The following is a 15,339-nucleotide window of genomic DNA, read 5'->3' as shown; positions in this document are numbered from 1 at the left end:
AGGATCGTGCCAATGGGTACCCGACCGCTCGTGTCGGTGGCTGTGGGTGGACATCGCCCGCGCGCATGGCCGACCATGGGGCGATGACACTCAGTGCCGACGAGGCCGATTTGTTCGAGGCCTCCCGGGGTCGCCTGGAGGCGATCGCCTACCGGCTGCTCGGGTCGGCAGGTGATGCCGAGGACGCGGTGCAGGACGCTTACCTGCGCTGGCACGCGGCGGACCGGGACCGGATCGAGGTGCCCGAGGCGTGGCTGACGAAGGTGCTCACCAATCTCTGTCTGAATCAGCTCACCTCGGCCAGGGCCAGGCGGGAAACCTATGTGGGACAGTGGCTTCCGGAGCCGGTGCTGGGTGGAGACCGGATGCTCGGTCCGGCCGACACCGCCGAGCAGCGCGAGTCGGTCTCCCTCGCGATGCTCCTGCTCATGGAGCGGCTCTCGCCCAACGAGCGCGTGGTCTACGTGCTTCGCGAGGCGTTCGGTCACTCCCACCGCGAGATCGCCGAGATCCTCGACCTCAGCGAGTCGAACTGTCAGCAGATCTACCGGCGGGCCAAGCAGCACGTCACCGGGAGTTCTCGCACCACGGTCGACGCGGCCGCCGCGCAGCGGATCGTCGAAGAATTCCTCACGGCGGTCCTCAGCGGCGACACCGACCCGCTGATCCGACTGCTCGCCGACGACGCGGTCAGTGTGGCCGACGGCGGTGGCCGGATCCCGGCCCGTAGGACGCCGGTGCTCGGCGCGCTCGAGATCGCGCGCTACCTGGCCCATGCGTTCCGTCTGACCGATGCCAAGCGCCGCTATGTCGGTGGCGATCCGGTGTTCTACGCCTGCGTGGTCAACGGCGGTCCCGGGGTGCTGGCGCAGGTCGGTGAGCGGGTTTTCGCCGTTTTCGCCCTCGACGTCACCCCTGACGGCATCGCGGCGGTCCACATCCAGGTCAACCCCGAGAAGCTGGGCCGAATCTCGAGTCAATGGGAGGCAGAGGGCCCGCACAGCCCCCTCGATGTCGCCTGGTGACCCACATCACACAGCGTCCGTGTCAGGGATCGCGCGCCTATCCGGTTCAGGAGGTGAGTCCACATCGATAGGAGCGAGCCATGAAGCACCGCATTGTCGTCCTCGGAGCCGGGTACGCCGGAGCCACCGCCGCCGGTCGTCTCGCCAAGCGACTGCACAGCGACGACGCCCTGATCACCCTCGTCAATGCCGACCCCGACTTCGTCGAACGGGTGCGCATGCACCAGCTCGCGGCCGGTCAGGATCTGCGCCCCCGCCCGCTGCGTGACACCTTCGCCGGCACCGGCGTGCGGGTCGTGACCGCGCTGGTCACCGGAGTCGACGTCGATCGCAAGACCGTCGATCTCGCGGGCGCCGACCCCCTCGGCTACGACAGCCTCGTCTACGCCCTCGGGAGCACCGGGGCCGACCACGGCGTCCCCGGTGTCGCCGAGCACGCCCACAGCGTCGCAGGCAAGCAGGCCGCGCTGCGGCTGCGGGCGCGGCTGAGCGAATTGGATTCGGGCGCACCGGTTGTGGTCGTCGGCGGCGGCCTGACCGGCATCGAAGCCGCCACCGAGATAGCCGAGACCCGCCCCGATCTCGCGGTCTCGATCGCCGCCCGCGGAGGCGTCGGTGACTGGCTGAGCGAGAAGGCCCAGCGTCATCTGCGCGGCGCCTTCGGCCGACTCGGCATCACGGTCAACGACCACATCGATATCACGCGCGTCGCCGCAGGCGCCGTGATCGACGGCGCCGCAAGGGAGATCCCGGCCGACCTGACCGTGTGGACCGCGGGCTTCGCTGTGCACCCGATCGCGGCCGCCAGCACGCTGACGGTGTCCGACACCGGGCGGATCGTGGTCGACGCCAGCATGTGTTCGGTCTCGCACCCCGATGTCTACGCCGTCGGCGACGCCGCGCTCGCCGAAGGCGCGGGCGGTAAGCCACTGCGGATGTCCTGTGCCTCGGGCGGACCGATGGCGTGGCAGGCCGCCGATGCCCTCGCCGCACGCTTGACCGGTCGCGCGGTTCCCGAGACCACGATCGGCTACAACTTCCAGTGCATCAGCCTCGGGCGCCGCGATGGAATCATCCAGCTCGTGACACCCGACGATCGGGCCAAGTCCAGTGCCATCACGGGCAGGGCCGCCGCACGGATCAAGGAGTTCGTCTGCGCGGGTGCGGCCTGGAGCATCGGCCATCCGACCCTGCTGTTGCCCAGCCGCCGCCGGCACCTCGCGGCAACCGACGAAGTGGTGTCCGACCTCGTCACCCGGTCGCGCGGCTAGAGCGAGGACTCCCTTCGGAGCAGGTCGTCGATCGTCTCACGACGGATCAGTTCGCGAGCCGAGCCGTTGCACACCGCGATGATCGGCGGCCTGCCGACCGAGTTGTAGTTGGACGCCAGGCCGTGGTGGTAGGCGCCGGTGCCGGGGATCGCCAGCACATCGCCGGGGCGCACCTCCGCGGCCAGGGAGACGTCGACGGCCAGCTCGTCGCCGGATTCGCAGTGTCGTCCCGCGACCGTGACCGGAATCTGGGCGCCCACCGGATGCCGGTTGGCGAGGGCGACGCTGTACCTGGCCGCATAGCGGCAGACGCGGGGGTTGTCGCTCATGCCGCCGTCGACGCAGACGAAGGTGCGCCCGCCCTCGATGTGCTTGACCGACACGACCCGGTACACCGTCACGCCCGACCTGGCGACGATGGCACGGCCCGGTTCGAGGGTGATCCGCGGTCGCGGGAACCGGTGCCGCGCGCAGGCCTCGTCGAGCGCGTCCTCGATGGTCGAGGCGAGCTGGGTGAGGTCAAGGGGCGCGTCGTCGAATCCGTACGAGACCGCATGGCCGCCACCGAGATCGAGCTCGGTCAGGATCAGTCCGTGATCGTGGTACACCTGCGCCATCTGGGCGATCATCCGGTGCACCGCGGCGCCGAAGTGCTCGGCATCGGTGATCTGCGACCCAAGGTGGCAGTGCAGGCCGATCAGGTTCAGGTGTGGCTGGTCGAGTACCCGCTTGATCGCGGCGTCCGCCTGGCCGTGTTCGATGGGGAACCCGAACTTCTGGTCCGCCACACCGGTTCGGACCGCGCGGTGCCCGTGCACGTCGATGTCCGGGGTGACCCGGACCAGGACGTCCTGCTTGTGGTCGAGTGCCGAGCCGAGGACCACGATCTCGGTGTACGAGTCGATGACGATGCGGCCGACGCCCGCGTCGAGGGCGGCGGTGAGTTCGGCGGGGGTCTTGGCGTTGCCGTGCATGATGATCCGGCGTGCGTCGACGCCCGCCGACAGGGCGATGGCCAGTTCCCCGGCCGAGCACACGTCCAGGGCCAGGCCCTCCTGGCTCACCCAGGAGGCGAGCGCCCGGGTCATCAGCGCCTTTCCGGCGTACGCGATCTCGGCCTCCGGGAAGATCTCGCGGTAGGTGCGGCAGCGATGCCGGACGTCCAATTCGTCGATCACGTAGCTCGGAGTTCCGTACTGGTCGGCGATATCGGCCAGCGCGACGCCGCCGACGGTGATCCGCCCGTGCTCGTCGTGGTGGGTGTTGATCGGCCACACCGCGGGATCGAGCCGCGGGGACATGGCCGAGCGGAGTGACGGGAAGATGTCGAGAAGGGTCACCGGGTTCTCCTAGGGGTGGTGGTTCACCCTCCGGAGTACTCGTGTTCGTGCGTGTGGACGCGGCCCCTGACGCGACCTTGACGCCGACCCGTCACGGCTTGACGTCATCCTGACAATCGCCATGCGCGGGCAGCCTGACCACCTGGGCGGCGTAGGACAGCCCGGCCCCGAACGCGATCAGCAGCGCCGTGCCGCCCGCGGGGGCCTCACCGGACCGGAGCAGCGTGTCCATCGCCAGCGGTACCGACGCCGCCGAGGTGTTCCCGGAGTCGACGATGTCGCGCGCGACCGCGGCATCGGGCGAGAGCCCCAGGCGCTTGGCGATGATGTCGGTGATCCGGAGGTTCGCCTGGTGCGGGACGAAGGCGTCCAGCTGCTCGGGCGCGACGCCCGCCCGGTCGAGCGCGGCCCTGGCCACCTTCTCCATCTCGAATGCCGCCCAACGGAACACGGCCATCCCGTCCAGCTTGACGGTCGGCCGCGGTCCGGTGGGGTTGTCGCGGTAGACGTCCCAGGACGGGGCCTGGCAGATCACGTTCGCCTGCGACCCGTCCGAGCCCCACTCGACCGGTCCGATCCCGGGAGTGTGCGACGGTCCCACCACCACGGCCCCTGCGCCGTCGGAGAAGATGAACGCGGTCGTCCGGTCGGTCAGGTCGAGGCACTCGCTCATCCGCTCGACGCCGATGACCAGGACATGCTCCGCGCTGCCGCCGCGGACCAGGTCGGAGGCGACCGCGAGGGAATGGCAGAAGCCGGCGCACCCCGCCGAGACGTCGAAGGCGGCCCCGTAGATGCCGAGTCGGTGCGCGATCTGCGGGGCGACGGCGGGCGACTGGTAGAGGTAGGTCGACGTCGCGACGATCACGCAGCCGATCCGCTCGGGCGCCACCCCCGACGACGCCAGCGCCCGGTGTCCCGCCGCGACGGACATCTCGAGGATCGACTCCTCCGGCCCGGCGAACCGCCGAGTCTTGATCCCGGAGCGGGTCTGGATCCACTCGTCGCTGGAGTCGATGCTCTGACAGATCTCGGCGTTGTCGACGATGCGGGACGGGCGATACACGCCCAGTCCCATGATGGCGCTGTGCGGTGAGCCGGTGGTGGCGGTGATCGGGGCGGCCATCGTTCATCTCCTGATGCGGCGCGGATGTTGCCTGGCCGCTTCAGCGTGGGTCCTGGCCTGGCCCGGCGATAGGCACCCTAGGGGGCGCCGATCGCCCCCTAGGGAGTGGCTCCTAGATGGCGGCTCATTCCGCGCCAACCGCGAGGTGGTCGAGGGCATCAACAGCCCTCATCGCTTCTCCAGGAGCCCGCGCAGGTACTCGGCGGTGTCCGGGCGTGCGGCGTTGACGGCCATGACGATGCGTTCGCGGCGATCGTCAGCGAGCGCGGCGAGCGCACCGATGAACTTCGGGAGCTCGTTCCTCCGACGCATGAGCAGCGCGTTGAGGAAGTCGGGGACCTCCCGCCAACGCGCGCCGTGGCCGAGTTCCATGATCGCGAACACGCGGTCGAAGTTGCTCGGGAAGTCCTTCTCGTTCGTCCAGGCGCGATCGACCCGACCGCTCTCGCGGAATGCCTCGGCCGCGGATCTCCAGTCCTCGGGCCAGTCGTCCGGGATCGGATCGAGCAGCGGCTTCCTGTTCGTGCCGCCGAGTGCCTCGTGGATCGGTTCCCACCCCTCGTCGTCACGGACCCAGCGGCCGAGCGTTCGGCGCACGAGCGCGCGCTGCACATCGCCCCAGGTATCGGTCACCGTGAGGAACGCGCGGGTCGTGTCCTCGCTGCCCGTGACGAACATCGAGCCGGTGCGGATGCTGTCGTGATCCCCGCGCGACTCCAGCCAGTTCGGCAGCACCCGGGCGGTGGCGGCTCCACCCGTTGCCGGATCGGCTTGCGAGAGCACGCCGTAGGCGGCCTCGTAGATGCCGTAGTCCTCGAGCGGGTGCAACGACCACAGGATCGCCTCGATGGATTCGGCCTCGATGGACCGCCCGTCGAGGGCATCGAGCATCGCGAGGTACCGATCGATGCCTGCCTGCTGGACGGCGTCCTCCTCCTCGCTGAGCGGCCCCGCCTCGTCCTGATGGATGCTGCCGCCCAGGCGGATCAGCTCGTCCCGCCACGCCTGGTCGCGACCCTCGTCACTCATCTCCGGTCCTTGTCCGATCCCGCTCGATGTACTTCTCGACCAGTTCAAGTGCGGTGTCGTCGAGCGCGCGACCCGGCACGAAGAACGCCGCCTTCCCCGCCATGTTCCGAAACACGATGGTGTCCTTGATGCGCGCCGCGCTGGAGAGCGAATTCCACGGCGCGCGCGATGATCCGAACCTGCCGTCCAACCCCAGGCCGTCTGCGTCGATCCGCACCGTGAGTCGCGATCCGACACCCATGCCGTCTTCGATTGCCTTGGTGGCAACGCGACGAAGGATGACTCCGAAGACGACAAGCAGCAGCATGAGGGCTGCGATCACCCCGAATGCGAATACCCCGATGGGGCGACCCGACACCGCCGACACAATGCCGACGACCAGCGCGATCGGGAGCGCGATCGCGCCTGCGATCCGTACGCGACGCGACACCGACGCATCGACAAACGCCTGCCGGACCGCTGCCTTGTCCGCGGCATCGATCGTGATGCTGTTCTCGAACGCGGCCTGTGCTTCTCCTCCATGCATTGCCTGCCCGGTGAGCGCCGCACGAATCCGTTCGAACGCCTGCCGAGTCTCCTGCGGCGCGAGGAAGTCATCCAACGGTGCCCCACTCGCCCGGAAGTCCGCCTGCTCGAGCAGAGAGATGCCGAGTGCGGCGATCCGCTCCGACGATCGTTCCTCCAGATAGGCGGCCCACGCCTCGAGTGCGGTGATCGCGCGCAGGAGATCCGGATCCATGTCGCCATTCGACAGATCGCCCTCGTCGATCTCCAGGATCCATGCCCGAAACTGCTCGGCAGACGCCGTACCCGCTCCGTCGGTCGCCGCGCTGACGGCGCGTGCTCCGGCCTCCGTCAGCTCGGCTACCGCTGCCGCAGCCACGCCGTCCGCTGTGAGCAGGTCCCGCGTGACCGCGACCCCGAACGCGAACTGCGCCGCGGCGGTGGCGTGGGTTGCGCACTCACGAACGGCGTTCTCGACTTCGTCATAGCTGGTCATCATTCGTCGTCCTCACCTTCGGTCTGCCATGCAGCTTCAAGCTCTCCGAGCACAGCGGGCGGCATCCCCTCGTTCCATCCGTTGGACTCCACGTATCCGCGGATGTCGACGTCGTCTCCGGTGACGGACTCGAACATGACCGGAGGGATCAGCCATCCCGGATGGTCGTGTGCGCCGAGTGCTTCCGCCGTCCAGTCCTCGCCGGGATGCTTCGGATTCCCGGTCGGAGTCGAGAGATCGTTCGCCGGGTCGAACGACGCACCGGCTGCCGCCACCGTGCCGGAGACGACACGGCCCTGCAGCGCATGCACATTCGCCCACCCCGAGCGATTGACCGACGGCACGTCTGCCTCGCTGCGGAACCTCTGGTGGTAACCGGGCTGGGAGTACCAGTACAAGGCCGCCGCGGTGGCACGATCGAGCTTCGGATGCGCGGCCATCCATGCGATCAGCTCGGACTTGCCGTCGTAGTTCATCGCGAGTGCAGTCACCAACCACTCGGTCGCGGACGCACTCTCCAGGAACTCGCGCATCAGACGCAGCTCCAGCTCGTCGAAGTCAACGCTCATAGTTCGGCTTCCCCAGCGGGACCGGTGTCGGATTCGATGTGACCCACACGACCGCGAGTTCGCTCAGGCGATACACCTGCGCATCATCTCCGTTGCCGGACCGCAAGGCCCGTGCGAGGCTTTGGGCTTCCCTCAGTTCGCCGGTCGGGAGCGGGCTTCCGCTTGCGTAGTGCTCGGGTAGCGCGGCGAGCATGTATGTGAAGTCGCGATCCCAGTTCGGGCTTCCGTCGTCGAGGATCTCTCGCGCGATCCGTCCGGTCAGGCGGACCACCTCGCCCTGCACGGTCGTCGCAGGGCCGTTCGACGGCACCAGCAGTTCCCAGAGCGCCTGATGCTGGTCCTGCCACGCGCCCGCGGGGACAGTGATCTGCGAGACGCCGTCGTGCCGCTGGCGCGCGGCAACGGGCGTGACGCCGAACAACCGGTAGAGCTCCGCGAGGCCGGCATCGGTCTCGTCGAGGAAGTCGGGGTTGAAGCTGTCCCGGTGGAACTCGAACTCGGTGCCGATCCGGGTCACCGCGGCACGCATCTCCTCGGTCACGGGATCCCCGGCGTCGAGGAGTAGCTTCGCGACGCGGGCCATGCCCGGGATGACGAAGTTCTGCGTGCGTCGGAGGCCGGAGAGCATCGGGGTCTCGCCCCTGCCGTTCAGGGCTTGGGCGTCGGCGCCGTGTCCGAGCAGCACCCTCGTCGCGTCGGGGCGTTGACCTCCCGTGGCGGCGTGCAGTGGCGAGTCGCCATACCGGTTCGGTCGTTGGATGTCCGCCCCGAGCGACAGCAGGAGCGGGATCTGCTCCGCGCGCCCCCTCGATGCTCTCGTCCAGAGTGGGGTGTCCTCATAGAGGTCCGCGGCGTCGACATCGAGTCCCTGCTCGACCAGCCAGATGATCAGCTCGTCCGGGCACTCGACGAATCCGATGGCGGTCTGCTTGCTGGATCCGCCGCGAGCATCGAGCATCGTCTTGTCGAACACCGCCTTCAGATCGACAAGCGATTCGGTCTTCAGCTTCTCGTCGAAATCCTTCGGCAGGGTCCTACGCCTCGCCACGAGGGCCTCCTTGTATCGGGTCCATCTGCCCGGGTAGTTGATCATCGGGCGGAACCGGAGCGGCAGGCGGGGAAGAGTAGCGTCGTGGATGTCGAGGGCAATTCGTATATGCGCGGTCAAGCCATGTCGTCCTCGGCGCCCAACCGGTCCGCAGGCGAAGGGCCGAGAACTGGAGCGCCGCCATGGCGTCGAACCCGACCGATGTGTCGAATTCTCACACTGATTCCGCGTCACCCGGCCCTGCTCAGGCGCTGGAATCGTCGCCCTCCTGCCCGGTGTGCCCGCACAGCCTGGAGTCCCACGATGCGCTCGGTATCCGGTTCTGCGCCGCGACCACGGACCGTCACCTCGAGCGGAAATGCATCTGCGCCGGTGACCAGGTGATCGGGCACCACTACACCCGGTACTGAACGAGAAATTCACCACCGGCGGGGGGCGGAGCCGAGTGGCGATACTTCGACCGGATTCGGCTCGCGGGCAGCGAGCCGAATCCGGTGGTGCGTTCACCAGCCGGAGCCGGAACCGCCCGATCCGGTGTTGGCGAGGATGGTGCCGATGACCATTTGCGCAATACCGGCGACAGAGCCAACAAATTCCACGGTGTCCTCCGACTTTCCTCATCGCCGATTGTCCGGCGTAGCCAAGAACTTAGCCTAGCTATCTTGTGAAAGCGATGTGTTTCCACAAGCTCTCGGCACGGGAGCCTGGAGACCTGGCCGCAGGCCCCTAGCCACCCAGCTTCTTGTAGAAAGTGCCGACGATCGGCGCGACCACCGCGCGCGGGCTGTACTGGCCGGCCACCGACATGCCCTTGCTCAGGATGCCCGGCACCACGCGCATCTTGTTCTTCGCGAGGGAGTCCAGCGACAGCTTGGCGGTGTACTCGCTGGAGATCCAGAAGAAATCGGGGACCAGCTTGTCGACGATCGAGGCCTCCGCCGGGTCCGGGATCTCCGTACGCACCGGGCCGGGGGCCAGCAGGGTGACGTGCACGCCGGTTCCGGTGAGCTCACCGCGCAGCGACTCCGAGAAGGTGTTCACGAACGCCTTGGTGGCCGCGTAGGTGGCGTTGTTCGGGATCGGCATGTTGCCCGCCGCCGATCCGACCATCAGGATGCCGCCGGAGTCCCGGGCGAGCATTCCGGGCAGCACGGCGAGCGTGAGGTCATGCACGGCAACGGCATTGAGCTCGACCTGGGCCCGCTCGTAGGCGGGGTCCAGTTCGGACACCGGGCCGAACGTGGCGATTCCGGCGTTGTTGCACAGGATGCTGATCGGGCGCTCGGCGAGCTCGTCCACCAGGGCGCCGCGCTGGTCCCGATCGGACAGGTCGACCGCGCGGACCTCGACCTCGACGCCGTGCGCCGCGGTCAGCTTGGCCGCCAGCGCGTCCAGCAGGTCGCCGCGACGGGCCACCAGGATCAACGAGTATCCGCGCGCGGCCAGGTCGGTGGCCAGCGCCTCGCCGATGCCGGAGGAGGCGCCGGTCACGACCGCGCGGGAATCAGGGGTGGGGGTAGGCAGGCTCACGGGCTCAGGCTAGCGGGTCAGATCGCCGCAGCGAGGCGGGTGCCCTGCTCGATGGCCCGCTTGGCGTCCAGTTCGGCCGCGACGTCCGCCCCCCCGATCACGTGCGTCGTCACCCCGGCCGAGGCCAGGTCGCCCTCGAGCTCACGCACCGATTCCTGGCCCGCGCAGATCACCACGGTGTCGACGGCGAGGACCTGCGGGCGTTCGCGCTTCTCGCCGAAGGTGATGTGCAGCCCCTCGTCGTCGATCCGCTCGTAGTTGACACCCGAGAGCTGGTGCACGCCCTTCTTCTTCAGGGCGGCCCGGTGCACCCAGCCGGACGTCTTGCCGAGTCGCGCGCCGATCTGGCCGGGCTTGCGCTGGAGCAGGTACACCTCCCGCGGAGACGGCTCGGTCGCGGGCGCGGTGAGCGAGCCGGGCGCGGTGTCGGACACCGTGACGCCCCACTCCCGCTTCCACTCGTCCAGGTCGAGGGTGGGGGAGCTGGCGTGGGTGAGGTACTCGGAGACGTCGACGCCGATGCCGCCCGCGCCGATCACCGCGACGCGGTCGCCCACGGGCCTGCCGTCACGGACCAGCTCGGCATACGAGAGCACGCTGGCATGGTCGATGCCGGGGATGCTCGGAATCCGCGGGGTGACGCCGGTGGCGAGGACCACCTCGTCGTACCCGCCCTCGGCGAGCCGGCCGGCATCGACCCGGGTGCCCAGGTGCACCTTCACGCCGTTCAGTTCCAGCTGCCGGGTGTAGTAGCGGATCGTCTCGGCGAACTCCTCCTTGCCGGGGATCCGCCGGGCGATGCCGAACTGGCCGCCGATCTCGGCGCCCGCCTCGAAGAGTTCGACGGTGTGGCCGCGCTGGGCGAGGCCGACGGCCGCGGACAGGCCCGCGGGTCCGGCGCCGACGACCGCCACGCTCTTCGCCCGCCTCGTGGGTGCCAGCACCAGCTCTGTCTCGCGGCCGGCGCGGGGGTTGAGCAGGCAGGACACGTTCTTGCGGACGAATGCGTGATCGAGGCAGGCCTGGTTGCAGGCGATGCAGGTGTTGATCTCGTCGCTGCGATCGGTCTCGGCCTTGCGGACCCAGTCGGGATCGGCGAGCATCGGCCGGGCCATCGAGATCAGCTCGGCGTCGCCGCGGGCGAGGATCTCCTCGGCGACCTCCGGCATGTTGATCCGGTTCGACGCACAGACCGGGATCGACACGGCCGCGGCGACCTTGGCGGTGAACTCGACGAATGCGGCCCGCGGCACGGAGGTGACGATGGTCGGCACCCGAGATTCGTGCCAGCCGATGTCGGTGTTGATGATCGTGGTGCCGGCATCCTCGAGTTCGGTTGCCAGGGATGAGATCTCGTCCCAGGTCTGGCCCTTCTCCACGAGGTCGGCCATGGACAGCCGGAAGACGATGATGAAGTTCGGCCCGACCGCCGCGCGGGTGCGCCGCACGATCTCGACCGCCAAGCGACGCCGGTTCTCGGCGCTGCCGCCCCACTTGTCCTTGCGCTTGTTGGTGCGGGCGGCGAGGAACTGGTTGATGAAGTACCCCTCGCCGCCCATGATCTCGACGCCGTCGTAGCCGGCGGACTGCGCGAGTTCCGCGCAGCGCACGTAGTCGCCGATGGTGCTCTCGACACCGCGGCCGGTCAGCGCGCGGGGGCGGAAGGGGTTGATGGGGGCCTTGATCGAGGAGGCCGACACGCTCAGCGGCTGGTAGGAGTACCGGCCCGCGTGCAGGATCTGCAGGGCGATCTTGCCGCCCTCGGCGTGCACGGCGTCGGTGACCTCGCGGTGCAGCTTCGCGGCCTTGCGGGTGGTGAGTTTGGCCCCGAGGGGCAGCAGCCAGCCGGTGCGGTTCGGCGCGTAGCCGCCGGTGATGATGAGGCCGACGCCGCCGCGGGCCCGCTCGGCGAAATACGCGGCGAGCTTCGGGATGTCGCGAGTCCGGTCCTCGAGCCCGGTGTGCATCGAGCCCATCACCACGCGATTGCGGAGCGTGGTGAAGCCCAGGTCCAACGGGGACAACAGGTTCGGGTACGGGTTGCTCACGTGGGCGGCCTTTCGGGTCGGACTCGGGCTGGAGTGGTGGGGTCGGGGTCAGGGGTGCAGGAGCGGAGCCCACGGAGCGACCAGGGTTCACAGCGCATCGAGCACCTCCTGGCACCAGGCGGTGAAGCCCTCCTCGACGCGGATGCCGCCGCGCAGGACCAGGTACTGGTGCAGGTCGGTGCCGAAAAGTCGGTCGGGTGCGGGGAAGTCGCGCTTCTCGATCAGTCGGTAGACCTCGAGCCGCCGGGCGTGGTCGTCGCGGTGCCTGCCGACCTCGGCGCGCACGTCGTCGAGGTCGCCGTAGGAGGCGGCGCGGATCTTCACGGCCAGCTCGTTGCGCAGGTTGCCGGCCTCGGTCGGTTCCGCGATCCACCGTCGCAGCTCGGCGCGGCCGGCATCGCTGACGCGGTAGACCCTCTTGTCCGGACGGCCGTCCTGGCCGACGGTCTCGCCGTCCACCCAGCCGGCCTCGTCCATGCGCTTGAGGACGCGGTAGATCTGCTGGTGGCTGGCGTTCCAGAAGTAGCCGATGGACTTGTCGAATCGCCGCGCGAGCTCGTATCCCGACCCGGAGTGTTCGGAGAGCGAGACCAACAGCGCATGTTCGAGTGCCACGGGATCGAGTATCTATGCAACGAGGAGACTATGCAACTGAGTTCATAGCTCATAAGTTTCTTCCTGCCGGCGAACGCCGGCCCAAGACGGTCAGAAGACCCAGCGGAGCGCGGCCACGATCTCCTGGGGGCTCGAGTCGGCGAAGCGTGCGACCTCGGCGCGTCGGAGGTCGGCGACCGTGGCCGCAAGCTCCGGCCCGAGCGCCGCACCCAGCACGGCGTCGGCCTCGAACGCGTCGGTGGTCTCGGCGAGGGTGCCCGGCAGCGCCCGGATCCCGAGCCGGGCCCGTTCGTCCTCGCTCAGCCCGGCCGGGTCCACGTCCACCAGCCCGGGCAGGTGTGAGCGCTCGGAGAGCCCGGCCAGGCCGGCGAAGATCAGCGCGGCGATGCACAGGTACGGGTTGGCCGACTGGTCGAGGACCTTGACCTCCAGGTTGGCCGCGCGACCCTCCTCGCCGCGGCTGCCCGTGATCAGGCGCAGCGCGGTCTCGCGGTTCTCGTGGCCGCACGCCTGGAACGGAGCCGCCCAGTGGCCGGGAACGAGCCGCAGGTAACTCGCGACCGAGGGTGCGCCGACGGCGAGCAGGGCGGGCAGCCGGTGCAGGATGCCCGCCGCGAAGGACTCCGCGGCGTCCGTCAAGCCGCAGGGCCCGTCGCCGCCGTCGTGCAGGTTCACCCCGCCGCGCCAGACGGACAGGTGCACGTGGCCGCCGTTCCCGACGCCATCGGCGACCACCTTCGGGGAGAAGGAGGCGCGCAGGCCTCGGCCGGCGCTCAGCGCCCGGATCGTCTCGCGTACCAGCACGAAGGTATCCGCGGCGCCGAGCGGATCCTCGGCGGCGACGGACAGCTCGTACTGACCGGCCGCGTACTCGGGGTGGATCTGCTCCACCGCGACGCCCTGCTCGCGCAGCGCGGTGAGCAGGTCGGCCAGGTAGTCCGAGTGTTCGACGAGCCGGGTGAACCCGTAGGCGGGCCCGCGGGTGGCGGGCACGAAGTCGTCCTGGTCGAGGCCGAGGGTCCACTCCACCTCGATGGCGGACTTCGCGGTCAGGCCGGCGTCGGCCAGTGCCGCGACCGCGCGACGGGCGACGTCCCTGGCATCCTGCGGGTGCGGAATGCCGTCCTGCGTGTAGCGGTCGGCGGGCGCCCACGCCCAGCCCGGCTGCGCGGCGAGGGCGACGGCCCGGTTCAGGTCCGGCATCAGCCGCAGGTCACCAACGGGCCCACCCGCACAGCGGCCCGCGATGATCGAATCGTCGGTCGCGAACGCGTCGAACACCGGCGACGCGCCGACGCCCCAGGCCGCGGCGTTCGCCAGCCGATCGACCGGGACCGCCTTCACCCGGGTGATCCCGCTGTTGTCGACCCACGTCAGCGCCACCCCGACCACGCCCTGATCGGCCAGCCGGGCCGCCATCGGGCCTGCCTCCGCGGCCCGCCGCTCACGCTCGTCCCGGTCCATTGCGGCTCCTTCGCGCGGTCTCTGATCAGCGGCGATTGCCGTTCAGCGGCAGAATGGCGGTCATGGCACGATCCTCAGACGATACGTCGGCGCGGCCATCGAGATCGGGCGAACAGCGCCTGGAGGAACTCGTCGGGCAGATGGGGCTCGTCGACCATCACTGCCACGGGATCGTGCGGGGCCCACTCGACCGGGCGGGGTTCGAATCGCTGCTCTGTGAGGCCGATGCCCCCGGTCGCTTGCACGGGACGCTGTTCGACACCCAGGTCGGGCTCGCGGTTCGGCGCCTGTGCGGCCCCGTACTCGACCTGCCGCCGCACGCGCCCGCCGACGACTACCTCGCGCGCCGCGCCGCGCTCGGCTCCGACGAGGTGGCCCGGCGCCTGTTGCGGGGCGCCGGGATCTCCGAGTTCCTCGTGGACACGGGCTTTCGGCCCGACGGACTGACCTCACCGGACGAGCTGGCCGCCTGTGCCGGGGCCTCGGCGCGAGAGATCGTCCGGCTCGAAACGGTCGCGGAGCGGGTGATCGCCACCCATGAAACAGGCGATTTCGTCGAGGCCTGCCGGGACCGGCTGGCGGCCGCGGCGGCGACCGCGATCGGCTTCAAGTCGATCGCCGCGTATCGCGTCGGTCTGGATCTGGCCCCGGATCGTCCGCCCACGAACCAGGTGGCCGCCGCGGCCGCGCGGTGGGCGGCCGGGATCGAACGGGGCGCGCCGATCCGGCTGTCCGACGAGACCCTGATCCGGTTCCTGATCTGGACCGCCGTCGATCTCGGTCGGCCGATCCAGTTCCACACCGGATTCGGCGATGCCGACGCGGATCTCGGCCGCTGCGATCCGCTGCTGCTGGCGCCACTGCTGCGCGCAACGGCCGGTCTCGGGGTACCGATCATGCTGCTGCACACCTACCCCTTTCATCGGAACGCGGGCTGCCTGGCGCAGGTATTCGACCATGTCTTCGTCGACGTCGGCCTCGCGGTGCAGAACGTCGGGAGCCGGGCCGGCCAGGTGGTGGCCGAACTGCTCGAACTCGCGCCCTTCGGTTCGGTGTTGTTCTCCTCCGACGGCTACGGGCTGCCGGAGCTGTTCCACGTCAGCGCCATGCTGTTCCGCCGCGCGCTGTCGGGCTTCCTGGCGGCGGGAGTCGAGGGCGATGCCTGGTCCGAGCGGGACGCGGAGCGGATCGCGTACCTGATCGCCGCGGAGAACGCCCGCCGCGTATACGGTCTCGACGACGGGGGCGCCGGACGCGGTTCGCTCGCCTAGGCT

Annotated in this window: 14 protein-coding genes; 4 read left to right on the top strand and 10 right to left on the bottom strand. The window is 69.5% G+C overall.

The annotated features are described in order from the left end of the window. The first annotated feature begins 83 nt into the window (after positions 1-83). Positions 84-1,025 (top strand): RNA polymerase sigma factor SigJ, encoded by a 942-nt coding sequence (gene sigJ / locus FCG67_RS13355; RefSeq protein ID WP_136910230.1) that lies wholly within the window; start codon positions 84-86, stop codon positions 1,023-1,025. Between the two features lie 80 nt (positions 1,026-1,105). Continuing rightward, entirely contained in the window at positions 1,106-2,296 is a 1,191-nt protein-coding gene (locus FCG67_RS13350; RefSeq protein WP_136910229.1) for an NAD(P)/FAD-dependent oxidoreductase, read from the top strand. On the opposite strand, the gene lysA is transcribed toward FCG67_RS13350, so the two are convergent. The 6 genes from lysA to FCG67_RS13320 all read right to left on the bottom strand — a co-directional run bounded on the left by lysA (position 2,293) and on the right by FCG67_RS13320 (position 8,408). Further along, positions 2,293-3,636 carry a diaminopimelate decarboxylase gene (lysA, locus tag FCG67_RS13345; RefSeq protein ID WP_136910228.1) on the bottom strand — a complete coding sequence of 448 codons (1,344 nt, stop codon included), beginning with the start codon at positions 3,634-3,636 and terminating at the stop codon, positions 2,293-2,295. The genes FCG67_RS13350 and lysA overlap by 4 nt on opposite strands. 91 nt (positions 3,637-3,727) lie before the next feature. Then, positions 3,728-4,762: a beta-ketoacyl-ACP synthase III gene (locus FCG67_RS13340; RefSeq protein ID WP_136910227.1), complete on the bottom strand. Its 1,035-nt coding sequence runs from the start codon at positions 4,760-4,762 to the stop codon at positions 3,728-3,730. A gap of 168 nt (positions 4,763-4,930) precedes the next feature. Further along, positions 4,931-5,791, bottom strand: a complete 861-nt coding sequence (locus FCG67_RS13335; protein WP_136910226.1) for a hypothetical protein — start codon at positions 5,789-5,791, stop codon at positions 4,931-4,933. Then, entirely contained in the window at positions 5,784-6,791 is a 1,008-nt protein-coding gene (locus FCG67_RS13330) for a YcxB family protein (RefSeq protein WP_136910225.1), read from the bottom strand. Before FCG67_RS13330 ends, FCG67_RS13335 begins: the two co-directional genes overlap by 8 nt. Further along, a complete protein-coding gene (locus FCG67_RS13325) occupies positions 6,791-7,360 on the bottom strand; it encodes a DUF4274 domain-containing protein (protein ID WP_136910224.1) in 570 nt (189 codons plus the stop codon). Before FCG67_RS13325 ends, FCG67_RS13330 begins: the two co-directional genes overlap by 1 nt. Next, a complete protein-coding gene (locus FCG67_RS13320; RefSeq protein ID WP_211243188.1) occupies positions 7,350-8,408 on the bottom strand; it encodes an ankyrin repeat domain-containing protein in 1,059 nt (352 codons plus the stop codon). The genes FCG67_RS13325 and FCG67_RS13320 overlap by 11 nt, the downstream gene beginning before the upstream one ends. A gap of 182 nt (positions 8,409-8,590) precedes the next feature. On the opposite strand from FCG67_RS13320, the gene FCG67_RS25185 reads away from it, so the two are divergent. Next, complete coding sequence (locus FCG67_RS25185) at positions 8,591-8,818, top strand: RGCVC family protein (RefSeq protein WP_246045043.1); 228 nt, start codon at positions 8,591-8,593, stop codon at positions 8,816-8,818. A 316-nt stretch (positions 8,819-9,134) separates the two neighbouring features. Here FCG67_RS25185 and cmrA read toward each other — a convergent pair whose 3' ends face one another. From cmrA to FCG67_RS13295, 4 genes are all read right to left on the bottom strand, one after another. Continuing rightward, positions 9,135-9,938 (bottom strand): mycolate reductase, encoded by an 804-nt coding sequence (cmrA, locus tag FCG67_RS13310; RefSeq protein ID WP_136910223.1) that lies wholly within the window; start codon positions 9,936-9,938, stop codon positions 9,135-9,137. A gap of 17 nt (positions 9,939-9,955) precedes the next feature. Then, entirely contained in the window at positions 9,956-11,986 is a 2,031-nt protein-coding gene (locus FCG67_RS13305; RefSeq protein WP_136910222.1) for an NADPH-dependent 2,4-dienoyl-CoA reductase, read from the bottom strand. An 87-nt stretch (positions 11,987-12,073) separates the two neighbouring features. Continuing rightward, the gene (locus FCG67_RS13300; RefSeq protein WP_136910221.1) at positions 12,074-12,601 is read right to left on the bottom strand and encodes a PadR family transcriptional regulator; all 528 of its coding nucleotides are present in this window, start codon (positions 12,599-12,601) and stop codon (positions 12,074-12,076) included. A gap of 90 nt (positions 12,602-12,691) precedes the next feature. Then, positions 12,692-14,065 (bottom strand): type I glutamate--ammonia ligase, encoded by a 1,374-nt coding sequence (locus tag FCG67_RS13295; protein ID WP_136910220.1) that lies wholly within the window; start codon positions 14,063-14,065, stop codon positions 12,692-12,694. Between the two features lie 62 nt (positions 14,066-14,127). Here FCG67_RS13295 and FCG67_RS13290 point away from each other — a divergent pair, with 62 nt between their 5' ends. Next, a complete protein-coding gene (locus FCG67_RS13290) occupies positions 14,128-15,336 on the top strand; it encodes an amidohydrolase family protein (RefSeq protein WP_136910219.1) in 1,209 nt (402 codons plus the stop codon). The last annotated feature ends 3 nt before the right edge of the window (positions 15,337-15,339 follow it).

The organism is Rhodococcus oryzae, from assembly GCF_005049235.1.
Taxonomy (GTDB): domain Bacteria; phylum Actinomycetota; class Actinomycetes; order Mycobacteriales; family Mycobacteriaceae; genus Rhodococcus_G; species Rhodococcus_G oryzae.
Note: the sequence above shows the minus strand (reverse complement) of the source record. Positions and strands in the feature narration are given on the sequence as shown.